At 34.4% G+C, this 15341-nt stretch carries 16 protein-coding genes; 14 read left to right on the top strand and 2 right to left on the bottom strand.

Annotated elements, in window-relative coordinates; genetic code table 11:
* Nucleotides 1-137 precede the first annotated feature (137 nt).
* The 4 genes from P2W75_RS05970 to P2W75_RS05955 all read left to right on the top strand — a co-directional run bounded on the left by P2W75_RS05970 (nucleotide 138) and on the right by P2W75_RS05955 (nucleotide 3246).
* Nucleotides 138-1595 (top strand): hypothetical protein, encoded by a 1458-nt coding sequence (locus tag P2W75_RS05970; RefSeq protein ID WP_276379474.1) that lies wholly within the window; start codon nucleotides 138-140, stop codon nucleotides 1593-1595.
* 83 nt (nucleotides 1596-1678) lie between these two features.
* Nucleotides 1679-2197 (top strand): ferritin, encoded by a 519-nt coding sequence (locus P2W75_RS05965; protein ID WP_207298581.1) that lies wholly within the window; start codon nucleotides 1679-1681, stop codon nucleotides 2195-2197.
* Between the two features lie 81 nt (nucleotides 2198-2278).
* The gene (locus tag P2W75_RS05960) at nucleotides 2279-2464 is read left to right on the top strand and encodes a hypothetical protein (RefSeq protein WP_207298580.1); all 186 of its coding nucleotides are present in this window, start codon (nucleotides 2279-2281) and stop codon (nucleotides 2462-2464) included.
* A gap of 89 nt (nucleotides 2465-2553) precedes the next feature.
* Complete coding sequence (locus tag P2W75_RS05955; protein WP_276379472.1) at nucleotides 2554-3246, top strand: DUF2461 domain-containing protein; 693 nt, start codon at nucleotides 2554-2556, stop codon at nucleotides 3244-3246.
* A gap of 94 nt (nucleotides 3247-3340) precedes the next feature.
* On the opposite strand, the gene P2W75_RS05950 is transcribed toward P2W75_RS05955, so the two are convergent.
* On the bottom strand, nucleotides 3341-3673 hold the full coding sequence (locus tag P2W75_RS05950) for a single-stranded DNA-binding protein (RefSeq protein ID WP_207298578.1): 333 nt from the start codon (nucleotides 3671-3673) through the stop codon (nucleotides 3341-3343).
* A gap of 176 nt (nucleotides 3674-3849) precedes the next feature.
* On the opposite strand from P2W75_RS05950, the gene P2W75_RS05945 reads away from it, so the two are divergent.
* The 3 genes from P2W75_RS05945 to P2W75_RS05935 are packed head-to-tail and all read left to right on the top strand — an operon-like array spanning nucleotide 3850 to nucleotide 8122.
* Nucleotides 3850-5376, top strand: a complete 1527-nt coding sequence (locus P2W75_RS05945; RefSeq protein ID WP_207298577.1) for a carbon-nitrogen hydrolase family protein — start codon at nucleotides 3850-3852, stop codon at nucleotides 5374-5376.
* Nucleotides 5376-5723 (top strand): hypothetical protein, encoded by a 348-nt coding sequence (locus P2W75_RS05940; protein ID WP_207298576.1) that lies wholly within the window; start codon nucleotides 5376-5378, stop codon nucleotides 5721-5723. Before P2W75_RS05945 ends, P2W75_RS05940 begins: the two co-directional genes overlap by 1 nt.
* Nucleotides 5724-5734: 11 nt before the next feature.
* Entirely contained in the window at nucleotides 5735-8122 is a 2388-nt protein-coding gene (locus P2W75_RS05935; RefSeq protein ID WP_276379468.1) for a M28 family peptidase, read from the top strand.
* A gap of 36 nt (nucleotides 8123-8158) precedes the next feature.
* Here the strand turns inward: P2W75_RS05935 and P2W75_RS05930 are convergent, their stop codons facing one another.
* Entirely contained in the window at nucleotides 8159-8554 is a 396-nt protein-coding gene (locus P2W75_RS05930) for a rhodanese-like domain-containing protein (protein WP_276379467.1), read from the bottom strand.
* A 146-nt stretch (nucleotides 8555-8700) separates the two neighbouring features.
* Between P2W75_RS05930 and P2W75_RS05925 the strand changes: the two genes are divergently transcribed.
* The 7 genes from P2W75_RS05925 to P2W75_RS05895 all read left to right on the top strand — a co-directional run bounded on the left by P2W75_RS05925 (nucleotide 8701) and on the right by P2W75_RS05895 (nucleotide 15312).
* Nucleotides 8701-9603 (top strand): LysR family transcriptional regulator, encoded by a 903-nt coding sequence (locus tag P2W75_RS05925; RefSeq protein ID WP_276379465.1) that lies wholly within the window; start codon nucleotides 8701-8703, stop codon nucleotides 9601-9603.
* Nucleotides 9588-10037 carry a GNAT family N-acetyltransferase gene (locus P2W75_RS05920; protein WP_276379464.1) on the top strand — a complete coding sequence of 150 codons (450 nt, stop codon included), beginning with the start codon at nucleotides 9588-9590 and terminating at the stop codon, nucleotides 10035-10037. Before P2W75_RS05925 ends, P2W75_RS05920 begins: the two co-directional genes overlap by 16 nt.
* A 174-nt stretch (nucleotides 10038-10211) precedes the next feature.
* Nucleotides 10212-11048 carry an SDR family oxidoreductase gene (locus P2W75_RS05915; RefSeq protein ID WP_276379463.1) on the top strand — a complete coding sequence of 279 codons (837 nt, stop codon included), beginning with the start codon at nucleotides 10212-10214 and terminating at the stop codon, nucleotides 11046-11048.
* A gap of 187 nt (nucleotides 11049-11235) precedes the next feature.
* Nucleotides 11236-11712 (top strand): methylated-DNA--[protein]-cysteine S-methyltransferase, encoded by a 477-nt coding sequence (locus P2W75_RS05910; RefSeq protein WP_207298570.1) that lies wholly within the window; start codon nucleotides 11236-11238, stop codon nucleotides 11710-11712.
* A 189-nt stretch (nucleotides 11713-11901) separates the two neighbouring features.
* Nucleotides 11902-12615, top strand: coding sequence for a 3'-5' exonuclease (locus P2W75_RS05905; protein ID WP_207298569.1), 714 nt, complete (start codon nucleotides 11902-11904; stop codon nucleotides 12613-12615).
* Nucleotides 12616-12707: 92 nt separating this feature from the next.
* A complete protein-coding gene (locus P2W75_RS05900) occupies nucleotides 12708-13778 on the top strand; it encodes a winged helix DNA-binding domain-containing protein (RefSeq protein ID WP_276379459.1) in 1071 nt (356 codons plus the stop codon).
* Nucleotides 13779-13872: 94 nt separating this feature from the next.
* Complete coding sequence (locus P2W75_RS05895; protein WP_276379458.1) at nucleotides 13873-15312, top strand: nucleoside recognition domain-containing protein; 1440 nt, start codon at nucleotides 13873-13875, stop codon at nucleotides 15310-15312.
* The last annotated feature ends 29 nt before the right edge of the window (nucleotides 15313-15341 follow it).

Raw genomic sequence — 15341 nt, 5'->3', positions numbered from 1 at the left:
CTTTTTTAAAGTACTAAATTCTAAGCCCAAAAGGAAATATCCTTTTGGGCTTTTTTTTAAGTTTAATTTATAAATTCTGGTTATCAGGCTGTAGTTTATTTGATTAAATTTGGAATGATATTTGAGCCGGAACTCACATGAAAAAACTACTACTATTCTTCCTTTTAGTCTCAAAACCAATTGTTTTTGGTCAGACAGTTTTAAATTCATTACCATTAAATCTGAATAATCCTTTAGAAGACGGGCAGATTTTAAATGTTGAAGATGTAAAAACACACGATATCTATGTTTTTGCATCAGACAATAAAAAAATCAATATTTTAAAATACAATCAATCGCTGTTTCTTACATCACAGTTTACGGATTCAATACGATTTGCCGCAGACAGACGCTTGATTGGCTACAGCATTGGCGAAGATAAAAACCCTCTGCTCTATTGGGCTTCTGAGAATTTGAGAAACATTAGAATTATAAAATATTTCCCTGAAGTTCAAACCTCCAGATCATTAAATTTTGATTTTCCTGATAATCATGATTACATTATAAACTCATTTCAAAAAGACAATGTTTTTTATGTTTTAGCAAAAGAAAAAGCACAGCAGCATCTTCTTTTGTACAAATTTGAAAACGGGAACTGCGAAATAAAAATGTTTGATCTTTCGGCTTTTACATTCCAAAACGGAGCAGGCAGAAGCTTTTCGTTCACAACGCTTATTCGAGCTTACCCTATCCAGAAAATGGATTTAAATGATTTTAATCCGATTGATAAAACGGCAGGAATTAATAAAATGTATGTAAATGACAATCATATCATTTTGACATTGGATTACAATTCCAAAAAAACGGTAGTGTATGACCTCAACATGGAAACTTCTGAAATTAAAGAAAAAGTTTTCAATCTTCCGGTTACCAAAAAGACTGTTCAAACCGCTAACTCGTTTTATACTAGTAATAAGCTATTTCAAGTAGCCGCCAATAAGGATGAATTTGTATTTGAAGTAAAAGATTTTGATTCTGGAAATACGATTAAAAATGTTTCCTTATCAAAAAATGATACTATTCAGTTTAAAAACTCTCCGTTGTTTCTTCAAATTAACAACAACCGACCACAGGTATTAAAAACAACTGCCAAATTCCTTAAAAATTTAGCTGATCTTAGTGCTGGTATTTCTGTTGTTAAAAACCAAAAAAACAATTTCATAACCTTTGGTGGATTTGTAGAATACATTGATTACGATTATTTGTACAGTATTAATGAAGCTCCAGACATGATTCCTCGTACACAAAGTAAAATGGTATATTTTGATGCGCTGCTGAATGAAAATCTAGATTTCATAAAAGCAGAGCAATCGGAACCACTGGCGATCGATAATTTGTCTTATTTCTTAAATACCAGTAAAAACATATCTTTACAAAACACTTTAAAGGTCAAAGGTTTTTATATTTTAAGCTATTATGATTTGAGTTCGAAACAATTTATCATGCGAAAATTCACAGATGGTTTTGTAAGAGGCGATGGAAACCCAATCATGAACAAGTCGGTATTTTCGAATCCTGCGACATTTGAGTCTATAAAATCTCATTCATCTTATTGAGAGTTTGCCCAAATCTCTATTTTAGAGTTTTCAAAAAAAAGGAATGAATTATTTTTTCTAATTTTACAAAAAAGACACAAATTATGCTATCAAAAAATATTGAATCAGCTTTAAACAGGCAAATCCGCATCGAAGCGGAATCTTCGCAAACGTATCTTTCTATGGCTTGTTGGGCTGAAGTACACGGATTGGAGGGAATTGCTCAGTTTATGTACACACAGTCAGACGAAGAGCGTGCACACATGCTTAAATTAGTTAAGTACGTAAACGAACGTGGAGGCCACGCACAAATTACAGATCTAAAAGCACCTAGAATAGCATATTCTACTTTTAAAGAAATGTTTGAAGAGCTTTACAACCATGAACTTTTTGTTTCGAAATCGATCAACGAATTGGTACACATCACTTTTGAAGAAAAAGATTATGCAACACATAATTTCTTACAATGGTACGTTTCTGAGCAAATTGAAGAAGAAGCTACTGCAAAGTCTATTTTAGATAAAATCAACTTGATTGGTGAAGATAAAGGCGGGCTATACTTGTTCGACCGTGATATTCAGCAATTAACAGTTACAAGTTCGATTGCTATTAATCCTAAATAAAAATAGTTAAAGTTTATTTAGAACGCATAAAAATAACTTTTTTGATTTATATTTGTCTCTGTTTTTATAATTAGAGGAAAAGTGAGCAAGAAAGAAAAAGACAAAGACAAGAAAAAGGATAAAAAGAAAAAAAAGAATAAAGTTATCCTTGACAAGATTAAGAAAGCTGAAAACTGTAAATCTTCTTGTTGTGAGAAATATAAAAAAAGCGAAAAGAAACGCTGCTCGCGCTGTCCTATGTTTGATTTATTCAAAAAGACTGCTTAACATCATATAGAAAAACCCACCAGATTTTTTTGGTGGGTTTTTTAGTTTTAAATTGCATCTTCTTCTAGATTCTAAAACTTAAAATGTATATGGAAAACCCAATTACAATACCTCAATCCAGTCTTGATTTTTTACTTCAGCTTAAAGAGAATAATAACAAGCCTTGGTTTGACGAAAATAAACCGAAATACTTAGTAGAATTAGACCATATTCAAAACTTTGCAGATGCTTTATTAAAAGAACTTTCCAAAACAGATGTTTTGGAAACAACGTCGGGCAAAAAAAGCGTTTACCGCATTTATCGTGACATTCGTTTTTCAAAAGACAAAACGCCTTTTAAAACTTTCTGGGGCGGCAGTTACACACGTGCAACCAGTGCAAGACGCGGCGGTTACTATTTTCACATTGAAAAAGGAAATACTTTTCTTGCCGGAGGTTTTTGGGGACCAAATGCTGCCGATTTGAAACGTATTAGAAGCGAATTTGCTCACGATTATGAATCATTTAGGGAAATATTAAATTCAAAAACTTTTAAAAACACCTTCGGAACGCTGCAAGGCGAACAGCTGAAAACAACTCCAAAAGGTTTTGATGCAGATCATCCAGCTATTGATTTACTTCGTTTCAAACAGTTTTTAATCATAAAACGTTTTACAGATGACGAAGTTTTGAGTCAACAATTTTTACAACAAGCTTTGGAAACTTTCAAAAACATGAGACCTTTTTTTGATTATATGAGCGAAGTACTTTCGACCGATATAAATGGTGCTTCGGTTTTATAATTATATTCAATATCCATAAAGAAACCCGACAGGTTTTAAAAACCTGTCGGGTTTGCTACATACAAATTGTTTCGTTTGCGGCGTATAGTCAAGATTATTTACTCAGCAATAAAATCTCATTCACAACAACTTCGGTTATATATTTTTTCTCTCCGTTTTTGTCATCATAACTTCTGTGAGTCAGCTTCCCTTCTATCGCCACCTCTTTTCCTTTCACCACAAATTTTTCGATAATTTCTGCCGTTTTGCCCCAAGCAGTCACTCGGTGCCATTCCGTTTGTTCTACTTTATCACCTTTATCATTTCTGTAAATCTCATTTGTAGCGATGGTTAAGTGTGCGAGTTTTTTACCGCTTTCTAGTGTTTTGATTTCTGGATCGTTTCCTACATTCCCAATTAATTGTACTCTGTTTTTCATTGCATTCATGGCGTATAATATTTAAATGTTCGTATAATGAATTCGTTTATCAAATTCAACGATGCAAAATTGCGCTCATCCCGCTAAAATATTCGGTTACAAACTATTTACTTTCGGTTGTAATTATTTGTAAGCGTTTGTAAATGGAATTTATTTTTGCTATATTTGAGATAAATCGTACATATATGCAGACAGAAATTAAAAAAGTTGAGTTACGAAACCTTGCATTTGAAGACTACAAACAGTTGAAAAATTCAATGGTGGAATCGTATCCAGAAATGGCCAACTCCTATTGGAGATCTAATGATATTAAAAAATTACTTTCAATTTTTCCCGAAGGACAATTGGTGATTTTAGTTGACGGAGTCGTTGTGGGATCAGCACTTTCGTTGATAGTAGACGAAAAACTGGTTGACAAACGTCATAATTACAGACAAATTATTGGAGATTATACTTTCTCTACCCATAATCCTGATGGTGAAATTTTATACGGAATAGATGTTTTCATTCATCCAAATTACCGAGGTTTACGTTTAGGCCGACGTTTATATGATGCCCGAAAAGAACTTTGCGAACAATTGAATTTAAAAGCTATAGTTTTTGCAGGCCGAATCCCAAATTACAATCAGTATGCTAAAAAGCTTTCGCCAAGAAATTATATTGAAAAAGTAAAAGACAAAGAACTTCACGATCCTGTACTTTCTTTTCAGCTTAGTAATGATTTTCACGTTCTTAAAATTCTGAAAAATTATCTGGAAGGTGACGATGAGTCAAAAGAATTTGCTGTTCTTTTAGAATGGAACAATGTGTATTATGATGAAAGTCCGAAACTGATTAATTCTGAAAAAAGTATTATTCGTTTAGGATTAATCCAATGGCAGATGCGCCAGCTGAATAATGTTGAAGCCCTTTTTGAACAAGCTGAGTTTTTTATTGATGTGGTTTCGGGTTACGGAAGTGATTTTGCTTTATTTCCAGAACTTTTCACAGCACCGCTTATGGCTGATTTCAATCATTTATCTGAAGCCGAAGCGATTCGAGAACTTGCACGTCATTCGGAACCAATCAGAAAGCGTTTCCAGGAATTTGCCATTTCATACAACATCAATATCATAACTGGAAGTATGCCTCATCTCGAAAACGGTATTTTGTATAATGTGGGCTTTTTATGTAAAAGAGACGGAACTTCTGAAATGTATTATAAAATCCACATCACACCAAATGAAGTGCATCATTGGGGAATGAAAGGAGGATCTTCGTTTAAAACTTATGATACCGATTGTGGTAAAATTGGAATTTTAATTTGCTACGATGTCGAATTCCCAGAACTTTCAAGATTATTGGCAGATGAAGGAATGAATATTTTATTCGTGCCATTCTTAACCGATACACAAAACGCTTATACACGTGTAAAACATTGTTCACAAGCGCGTGCCATCGAAAACGAATGTTATGTTGCGATTGCGGGTTGTGTTGGAAATCTTCCGAAAGTAAACAATATGGATATTCAATATGCGCAGGCATCTGTTTTTACACCTTCTGATTTTGCTTTCCCAAGTAATGGAATTAAAGCAGAAGCTACTCCAAATACCGAAATGACGCTTATTGTAGATGTTGATCTGAATTTACTGAAAAATCTTCATGAACACGGAAGTGTTAGAATTTTGAAAGACCGCAGAACTGATTTGTATCAAATAAATAAAACAAAATAATGAGAACATGTCTTGAATGCTCGGAGAAGCTGGTTGGAAGAGAAGACAAAAAATTTTGTTCAGACAGCTGTCGCAATGCGTACAACAATAAAATCAATAAAGACAGTAATAATTTCATGCGAAATGTGAATAATAAGCTTCGAAAAAATTACCGTATTTTATCCGAGTTGAATGTGGATGGAAAATCAAAAGCAACGAAAGAGAAAATGATTAACAAAGGCTTTGATTTTGATTTCTTTACTAATATATTGCAGACCAAAACAGGCAATACCTACTATTTCCTGTACGACCAAGGATATCGTTCTTTGGACAATGATTATTATATGCTCGTTAAAAAAGAAATTTAGTTTAATTCATTATGAGAAAAAACCCCACATCCATTCTCGCAATCGCCTGCATTCTAGCAATTCTAGGCATTATTTATGCTACGACCATGCCTCAATGGCTTTCGAAAAACGACGAAGCGCTCGCTGATTTTTCGACCGAAAGAGCTCTGAACCAGGTCGAAATAATTGCTCAAAAACCACATTATGTGGGTTCTACTAACCACGAATTAGTAGCCAATTATCTTAAACTTGAGCTAAACCGAATTGGATTAGAGACGAGCACTCAGGAAGGTTTTACGCTTAATAACAAAGGTCTTCTCGTAAAATCTAAAAATATTCTTGCAAGAATTAAAGGAACCAATAATTCAAAAGCACTTTTATTACTTTCTCATTACGACAGTGCCCCGCATTCCTTTTCAAAAGGAGCCAGTGACGATGCATCAGGAGTTGCAACCATTCTGGAAGGAATTAGAGCTTTTTTATATTCTAAACATCCTCAAAAAAATGATATTATTATTCTGTTTTCAGATGCTGAGGAATTAGGTCTAAACGGCGCTGCACTTTTTGTTAACAAACATCCTTGGGCAAAAGATGTAGGTTTGGTTTTAAACTTTGAAGCAAGGGGAACTTCAGGACCAAGCTACATGTTATTGGAAACCAATCAAGGAAATCAAGCGCTTATAAAAGATTTTAGCGATGCAAAAGCGGCTTATCCGGTATCCAATTCTTTGATGTACAGCATTTACAAAATGCTTCCTAACGATACCGATTTAACGGTTTTTAGAGAGGGAAATATCCAGGGATTCAATTTCGCTTTTATCGACAGCCATTTCAACTACCACACACAGCAGGACGATGTTCAGCATTTAAGCAAAACGACATTGGCACACCAAGGTTCTTATTTAATGCCTCTTTTAAAGTATTTCGCCAATATTGATTTAACCAAAACTACTGCTACAGAGGACAATGTTTATTTTAACGCTCCTTTCACTTTCATAAATTATCCTTTTTCTTGGGTTGCCCCAATGACGATAATCGCTTTAGGATTATTAATTCTATTTATGTTGATTGGAAAAGCCAAGCGAATGATTTCTTTAAGAGAAATATTCAAAGGATTTGTACCGCTTTTGGGGTCTATTATTATTTCTGGTTTGGTTACTTTTTTAGGCTGGAAAATAGTGCTGGAAGTCTATCCGCAGTATTCTGATTTATTAAACGGATTTACATACAATGGCCACGCTTACATTGGTGCATTTGTTACTTTGAGTATTGCTATTTGTTTTGCCTTTTACCATCATTTTTCAGATTCAAAAATAACGATGAACCATTTTGTAGCGCCTTTGCTGCTTTGGATCATCATTAACGGATTTATAGCCAATAGTCTTGCAGGAGCAGGATTTTTAATTATTCCTGTTTATTTCGGAATTCTGTTATTCGGAATTTTTGTTCTCACACAGCATTACAGCCTGGGATTGAATTTACTTTTCAGCATTCCAGCTTTGGCAATTATAGCACCTTTTATTGTAATGTTTCCCATTGGTTTAGGATTGAAGATTCTTTTTGGAAGCGCTATTTTAACGGTTCTTCTTTTCGGATTATTGCTTCCAATATTTAATACCTTCAGAAAAGGACCATGGATTATTGTTTTCTTCGCCGTTTCAATAGGTTTCTTTGCTTATGCAGGTTATCATTCTGACTACGAACATGGAAAAGCAAAATCTAACAGTTTAGTCTACATCTACAATGCAAATACAAACTCGGCAGTTTGGGCAAGCTATGATGTAAACCTAGATGACTGGACTAAATCGTATTTAGGAGAGAAAACTCAAAAAGTGGTTGGTTTAAACAGTCTGCCAATTTCAAGTAAATACAATTCAGGATTTACCTATAGCGCAACTGCACCAATTGTTGATGTTCCAAAACCAACAATTTCTTTCTTAAAAGACAGTGTCGTAGGTAATAACCGTTATTTAAAAATCAAAATCACGCCAAACCGAAAAGTAAATCGTTACGATATTTTTGCCAACCCAAAAATGAACCTTTATAATTTCAAAGCAAACGGAGTATCAACTTCTGGAGCTAAAACTAATCGTTTAGAACGAGAAGGAATGCACGTTATATGTTATTATGTTGTAGGTAACGAACCTTTGGTAATGGATTTCTACATCAATAAATCGTCGATTTTTGATATGGATTTAATCGAAAGTTCTTTCGACTTAATGAGTAATCCCCTTTTAAAAGTAAAACCAAGAAGTGACTGGATGATGCCAACACCATTTGTATTGAATGATGCTGTTATGATTCAGCAGAAAATTAAAAGATATACACCGCCGGTAAATCTTCCCATTCAACCAGCACCAGTCAAAGACAGCGCAGTTATTGTAAAAGACACAATAAAACCGGTTGTTAAACCAGAATAATAAAAAAGGCAGACTTAAAAGTCTGCCTTTTTTATTTTAACATGCGCATTCGATTTTTAATCCCTGCTTTACTCCTTTTGTGCCTTCAGTTGCAAAACCATCAATTTTCCACCATTCTAGTCCTCCAATTAATTCTTTCACCTTAAATCCAAGCTTAGTCATATTTAAAGCGCCTTTTGTAGAGGCGTTGCAACCAATTCCGGTGCAATATGTAACATACAAAACCTCTTTGTCTAAATGCTTTGTAGTTTCGACATTCATTTCGCGGTGCGGAATATTAATCGCATTCGGAATATGTTCTTCATCGTAGCCGAAAGCTTTTCGGGCATCGATTACGATTATTTTTTCGCCATCGTTCAAGGCATCAAATAAATCGGAAGGATCCATTTCAAATGCAAGTTTGTTTTCATAATGTTTAATTTGTGCTTCCATGTTGTATGGTTTTAATGATTTTGTTTTTCCAAAAATATAAAGGTTTGGAATGCCATAAAAACGAAAAGAATTCATGCAGAACATTACTTTTTTTCATACAAAAGCCATTTCAAAATTTTGTTACTTTGTATACTAACTCATTACAAATGGAAATTCGCCATCTAAAACTGATCAAAGCAATTGTTGAAGAAGGAAGCATTACAAAAGCTATTGACAAACTTCATTTGACACAATCGGCGTTGAGTCATCAGCTCAAAGAAGCTGAATATCAATTAGGAACCGCCATTTTTTTAAGAACCAACAAGAAACTCGTATTAACCAAAGCGGGCGAAAAAATCTACGAACTTGCTAATGAAATTCTCAACAAACTCACTGAAACCGAAAATCAGATCAAGCAGATGGTTTTTGGCGAACATGGAGAAATCAGAATCAGTACTGAATGTTTTTCGAGTTACCACTGGCTTCCATCGGTTTTAAAGCAATTTCATCTTTTATATCCGAATGTGGAATTGAAAATTGTTGCCGAAGCCACTCATATTCCATTACAAAAATTGCTCGAAAACACGATTGATATTGCCATTGTAAGCGATCAGATAAAAGATCATAACATCAAATATCAAGAACTTTTTCAAGACGAAATGGTTATGGTAGTTTCCGAAAATCATGCTTGGGCAGATAAAAAATATGTCGTTGCCGAAGATTTTATCAACGAACACTTGATTATTCATTCGTTTCCACTGGAAACCGTTACTATTCATCAGTTTCTTTTGGCTCCAGCCAAAGTAAATCCGAAAAAAATAACGCCAATGCCTTTAACAGAAGCTTCTCTAGAAATGGTAAAAGCCGATATGGGCGTTATGTCTATGGCAAAATGGGCTGTAATGCCGTATTTAAAAAACAGTCCGTTAAGAGCAATTAAAGTTAGTAGAAACGGTTTAAAAAGAAAGCATTTCATCGCTGTAAGAGCCAATGAAACCTATCCGGATTACTTCAATCATTTTATCAGCTTTTTACAAAACGAAATTAATTTACAATGGAATATTCAATAAGAAACTGCGAAATTGCAGATTTGACTAAACTACTCATTTTAATTGAAAAACACGCCGAATTTGAAAAAGCCGAATTCTCTCCCGACGGAAAAGAAGAAGGTTTGAAAAATGCGTTATTCGGTCTAAATCCAAAATTATTCTGCTTAGTGGCAGCCACAAAAGAAACAATCGTAGGCTATGCATCTTATACTTTCGATTTTTCGACCTGGAACGCGCAGACTTTTCTTTACATGGATTGTTTGTTTTTGGAAGAAGAAACCAGAGGATTTGGAATTGGTGAAATCTTAATCGAAAAATTAAAAGAAATCGGAAAACAAAACAATTGTGTCAACATACAATGGCAAACGCCGGAATTCAATACCAGAGCCATTAAATTTTACAACAGAATGGGCGCAAAAGGAAAAGACAAAGTCCGATTTACTTTAACTTTGTAAAATAATCTAACAAAGTTGGTATTTTATTTCACGTAGATTTTTACAAGATTTAAGCTGATAAACGCAGATAATTATTTCAAATAAATCTGTAAAAATCTGCCGAATCTGCGTGAAACAAAAAACTTTGTGACTCTGCGACTTTGCGAGATTATTACTTAACCTCAAAATAAAAAAATGACAAAAATAAGTATACTCGGCTGTGGCTGGCTTGGGCTTCCTTTAGCAAAAAGATTAATTGAAAAAGGCAATTCCGTAAACGGCTCAACCACTTCAGAAAACAAACTTTCTATTTTAAAAGATGCCGGAATAAATCCGTTTCTTGTCACCCTGAGCGAAGTCGAAGGAAACGTTGAAAGCGAAGGTACTTCTGAAAACATCACTAATTTTTTAGCAGAAAGCGAAATTTTAATTATCGATATTCCGCCAAAATTGAGAGCAGTCGATCCTAGTACTGAGAAAAAAGCTTTTGTAGAAAAAATTAAAAACCTAATTCCGTTTATAGAAAAATCAGCTGTAAAGAAAGTCCTTTTTGTAAGTTCAACATCTGTTTATGGTGATGATAATGATTTTATAACCGAAGAAACAAGTGCAAATCCTGATACCGAAAGTGGCAAACAATTAGTTTTAGCTGAAAATCTGCTTCGAGAAAATCAAAACTTCGAGACCACAATAGTACGTTTCGGCGGATTAATTGGTGAAGAACGTCATCCTGTGAAATTTTTAGCTGGAAAAGAAAATCTAGAAAATCCAGACGCACCCATAAATTTAATTCATCTAAAAGACTGTATTGGAATTATTGAAGCAATTATAAACCAATCGAAATGGAATGAAGTTTTTAACGCTGCTGCACCTTTTCATCCTTCCAGAGAAGCATATTACACGCAAAAAGCAAAAGACTTAAATCTAGTTTTACCAAAATTCAGTTCTGAAAAAACCAATATCAAAAAGATTATTTCAAGCGAAAAAATCGAAACTATTTTAGAATATAAATTTAATTTAGATATGTATTAGATGAGATGGTAATGTCAGGCTGAGCGAAGTCGAAGCCAACCACCAAGTTCCATAAGCCTTCGACTTCGCTCAGGGTGACAATCGTTTAAAACCTAATACAAAAAACAAATTACTTCCATGGTTTAAAAAAACTTTGCGAACTTTGCGATTGGACTTTGTGTCTTTGCGGTTAAACTTCAAAAAAATTATGGAAACAGTTTACATCAATTCACCTCTTGGAATCACCAAAATCATTGGCGATGAAAATGGTATTGCTGTAATTTCAGTTTCTGATGTGGGAACAAATGAGGTTTCAAAAACAATTCCTGAAGTTTTAAAAGATGCTGTTCTTCAATTAAACGAATATTTCGAAGGAAAAAGAACCGATTTTGATTTAAAACTAAATCCACAAGGCACCGAATTCCAGCAGAAAGTATGGAAAGCGCTATTGGAAATTCCGTATGGAAAAACCGTCAGTTATATGGATCAAACCAAAAAGCTTGGCGATGTAAAAGCAATTCGTGCTGTAGCCTCAGCAAATGGTAAAAATCCGCTTTGGATTGTAGTTCCCTGTCATCGCGTTATAGGCACAAACGGATCTTTAACTGGATATGCCGGCGGGCTTTCCCGCAAAAAATGGCTTTTGGAACATGAATCACCATCTGCACAGCAAAGTTTGTTTTAGTTTTTATTCGCCACGAATTCACGAATTTTATTTTTCAATTAAAAGCAATTATTATTTAGCTCAATAATTAGAAAGAAAATTCATTCATTTTTTTATTTATTAAAATACTAAAGGCAAATTTGTGTACATTTATATTTAATAGAAGTTAATACAAGTTCGTGAATTCGCAGCAGAAACCACAGCAAAAATATGATTGAAAAAATAAATCTCAATAATATCTTATTTCTTGATATTGAAACAGTTCCCGAAGAGGAAAACTTCAATTCACTCGACGCAGAAATGCAGTCCTTATGGGATATTAAAACACAATACCAGCGAAAAGACGAATTCACTCCAGAAGAATTTTACGAACGCGCCGGAATTTGGGCCGAATTCGGAAAGATAATTTGTATTTCGGTTGGATATTTTACCATCAAAGGCGACGTTCGAAATTTCAGGGTTACTTCTTTTTTTGGAGAAGAAAAGAAAATCCTAAAAGACTTTTCGAATCTGATTAACAATCATTTCAATCAGCCGCAGCATTTAATGTGCGGGCATAACTCGAAAGAATTTGATATTCCGTTCATTGCAAGGCGAATGATTATCAACCAAATGCCCATTCCAGACAAAATGAATTTATTTGGAAAAAAACCTTGGGAAGTTCCTCATTTAGACACATTAGAATTATGGAAGTTTGGTGATTATAAACACTTTACCTCTTTAAAACTTTTGACCAAAATTCTGGGTATACCATCTCCAAAAGGCGATATCGACGGAAGTCAGGTGGCTCATGTTTTTTATGTTGAGAAAGACATTGACAGAATCATTACCTATTGCGAAAAGGATACAATTGCCGTAGCTCAGATCTTTTTACGCTTGCGCCGAGAAGATTTACTGATTGAGGATGAGATTATTCATGTATAGCTTTAAAGACGCTAAGATGCTAAGGTTCTGAGAAATTAAGTCTTTTAGGTACGATGATTAAATGATCTTATATAACTTATATGGTTTAAAAAATGATACACGAGGAGATTTCACATTATCGTTTGGTTTCGCAGAAGCTTTATAAAACCAATCACAATTCACCAGAAGAAATTGTAAAGCATTTTGGCGCTATGCAGGCTCAGGATTATGCCATGGCAAAATGGGCTGTGGGTTCGCGTTGTGATGCTTCGGAAAAAGAAATCGAAGAAGCTATTAATTCTGGAAAAATTATCCGCACTCATATTTTACGTCCAACCTGGCATTTTGTTTCTGCCGATGATATTTACTGGATGCTGGATCTTTCGGGATCTCAGGTGAAAAAACTTTTTGCTTCATTAGCCAAACAGCACGGTTACGATGACAAAAAGTTAGATCAAGTCAATTCGGCTATTGAAAAACTTCTCTCTGGAAATAACCATTTAACCCGAGAGGAAATCATGCAGGAACTTAATATTCAGAAAAAAACTGGTGATTTGTCTCCTGTTATTGTAATGATGAATGCCGAATTAGACGGTTTAGTCTGCAATGGAAGAATGAAAGGCAAGCAAATTACATATGCACTGCTAGAAGAACGAGTTCCTAAACCAAAAACCCAATTAACCAAAGAAGAAGCTTTAGCAAAATTAGCGCTGCGCTATTTTGAAAGTCATGGTCCTGCAACACTGCCTGATTTCTCTTGGTGGTCAGGATTTTCGGCTACAATTTGCAAGAAAGCAATTAACGCAACAGAGTTGCAATTAAACCATATTACTATTGATAATCAGCAATATTGGTTCAAAAAAGATTTTACAGATGAGGATAACTTTCGCGAAAGCGTCCATTTTCTTCCAGCTTTCGATGAGATATTAATTTCGTATAAAACGCGTAATGCTTCTTTCCAAAGCGAACATCAGACAAAGGTTTTTACTAACAATGGTATTTTTAAACCCATAATTTTAGAAAACGGAAAAGTAATTGGAATTTGGAAAAGAACTGTAAAAAAAGATCATGTTAAAATTGAAACGGAGTTTTTTAGTGAAACTGCTCCGAATAAAAAACAGGATTTATTTCGTGAAATCAAATCGTTTGAGAAGTATCTGGAAACCAAAATTCTGATTGAATAAAAATTGTAACAAATCGATTTCGGTTTAAACCACGAAATTGACTTTTGTAATTGTCATTTCAATTGATTTATTACATTTACAAAAAATTACAATTATGGTATTAAGCAGATTCTGGTTAGCGATTTTTATATCTTCAATTCTTTTTATTGTAGTCAGTTTATTTACTGCCAACACTTACACCATTGATTCTGTTTTAAATGGAAAGAAAGACGATCCTATTTTAGTTTCTGAAAAGTACGTCGAGCAGCTTCCTGCTTTCATTAAAGACAGCATTAAAAAAGCGCCGGATCAAACCATGATTATTAATCGTGATACGCTGAACGCGGACACGACTTACGTTTACAAAAATAAAACAGTAAAAATTTACAGCGGACTTCAGAAATCTGATGGACTTTTACCAACTTGTAAAAGTACTTTGGTTGATTTAATTCTGCCTCTTATCGCTTATCTGGCTTTCTTCTGCGGATTAATGGAACTTTTAATTGTTTCTGGGGCATCTGGAAAACTAGCCAAAGTACTTAGTCCAGTATTTGTGAAAGTTTTTCCAAGTATTCCTAAAAATCACCCCTCAATTTCATACATGACTTTAAACTTTGCTGCCAATTTTTTAGGATTAGATTCGGCTGCAACTCCATTTGGATTAAAAGCCATGGAAAGTTTACAGGAAATCAACCCCGAAAAAGATAAGGCGAGCGATGCCCAAATTATGTTCATGTGCCTTCACGCTTCGGGTTTAACGTTAATTGCCACTTCCATTATCGGTTATCGTGCAGCGGCTAATGCCAGTAATCCTGCAGATGTGATGCTTCCGTGTATTATTACCTCTTTCATTGGTACAATTGCCGCTTTCTTAATTGTTGGAATCAAACAAAAAATCAACTTTAAAAGTGCTTCTCTTCTTATTGTCTTAATGGGATTAATTGCCACTATTGTTGGTTTATTGATGTATGTAAATCAATTGGATTTAATTGGTAAAAATTACTTTACTTCGAACCTTTCAGGATTAATTTTAATTGCGATTATCGCATTTACCTTGATCTTCTCATTCAGACATGAGAAGAAGTTTAGAGAAGCTGAAACAACGGTTTTTGACACCTTTGTTGTTGGTGCGAATAACGGAGTGAAAACTGGAGTTACGATCTTCCCTTATGTTTTAGGAATGTTGGTTGCGATTTCATTATTCCGAAACAGCGGTTTATTTGAAATTATCAGCGATGCCATCGGATTTGTCTTTTCGAATTTAGGTGTAAGCAAGGAAATTACAAATGCATTGCCAGTAGCTATGCTTCGTCCATTTAGTTCTGCTGGTTCACGTGGATTCTTGATTGATTCGATGAATACTTTTGGAGCTGATTCTTTAACAGCAAGATTAAGCAGTATTTTCCAATGCAGCGCCGAAAGCACGTTTTATGTAATTGCGGTTTATTTTGGTTCGGTTAATATCAAAAATACACGTTATGCATTAGGAACGATGCTTCTAGTGGATTTAATTTGTGTTATTACGGCGATTTTTGTGGCAACTTGGTTTTTCTAAAAATCAAATTTAATATCGGCCGATCCTAC

The sequence above is a fragment of the Flavobacterium sp. H4147 genome (assembly GCF_029360735.1).
Lineage (GTDB): Bacteria > Bacteroidota > Bacteroidia > Flavobacteriales > Flavobacteriaceae > Flavobacterium > Flavobacterium endoglycinae.
This window is presented reverse-complemented; position numbering and strand designations above follow the sequence as displayed.

What these genes read in the sequence shown, in the direction of transcription:
- P2W75_RS05925 (WP_276379465.1), top strand. Translation starts at nt 8,701, where the DNA reads ATGGAAATTCGCCATCTAAAACTGATCAAAGCAATTGTTGAAGAAGGA.
- P2W75_RS05940 (WP_207298576.1), top strand. Translation starts at nt 5,376, where the DNA reads ATGAGAACATGTCTTGAATGCTCGGAGAAGCTGGTTGGAAGAGAAGAC.
- P2W75_RS05920 (WP_276379464.1), top strand. Translation starts at nt 9,588, where the DNA reads ATGGAATATTCAATAAGAAACTGCGAAATTGCAGATTTGACTAAACTA.
- P2W75_RS05900 (WP_276379459.1), top strand. Translation starts at nt 12,708, where the DNA reads ATGATACACGAGGAGATTTCACATTATCGTTTGGTTTCGCAGAAGCTT.
- P2W75_RS05950 (WP_207298578.1), bottom strand. Translation starts at nt 3,673, where the DNA reads ATGAATGCAATGAAAAACAGAGTACAATTAATTGGGAATGTAGGAAAC.
- P2W75_RS05935 (WP_276379468.1), top strand. Translation starts at nt 5,735, where the DNA reads ATGAGAAAAAACCCCACATCCATTCTCGCAATCGCCTGCATTCTAGCA.
- P2W75_RS05895 (WP_276379458.1), top strand. Translation starts at nt 13,873, where the DNA reads ATGGTATTAAGCAGATTCTGGTTAGCGATTTTTATATCTTCAATTCTT.
- P2W75_RS05915 (WP_276379463.1), top strand. Translation starts at nt 10,212, where the DNA reads ATGACAAAAATAAGTATACTCGGCTGTGGCTGGCTTGGGCTTCCTTTA.
- P2W75_RS05945 (WP_207298577.1), top strand. Translation starts at nt 3,850, where the DNA reads ATGCAGACAGAAATTAAAAAAGTTGAGTTACGAAACCTTGCATTTGAA.
- P2W75_RS05970 (WP_276379474.1), top strand. Translation starts at nt 138, where the DNA reads ATGAAAAAACTACTACTATTCTTCCTTTTAGTCTCAAAACCAATTGTT.
- P2W75_RS05910 (WP_207298570.1), top strand. Translation starts at nt 11,236, where the DNA reads ATGGAAACAGTTTACATCAATTCACCTCTTGGAATCACCAAAATCATT.
- P2W75_RS05905 (WP_207298569.1), top strand. Translation starts at nt 11,902, where the DNA reads ATGATTGAAAAAATAAATCTCAATAATATCTTATTTCTTGATATTGAA.
- P2W75_RS05930 (WP_276379467.1), bottom strand. Translation starts at nt 8,554, where the DNA reads ATGGAAGCACAAATTAAACATTATGAAAACAAACTTGCATTTGAAATG.
- P2W75_RS05965 (WP_207298581.1), top strand. Translation starts at nt 1,679, where the DNA reads ATGCTATCAAAAAATATTGAATCAGCTTTAAACAGGCAAATCCGCATC.
- P2W75_RS05955 (WP_276379472.1), top strand. Translation starts at nt 2,554, where the DNA reads ATGGAAAACCCAATTACAATACCTCAATCCAGTCTTGATTTTTTACTT.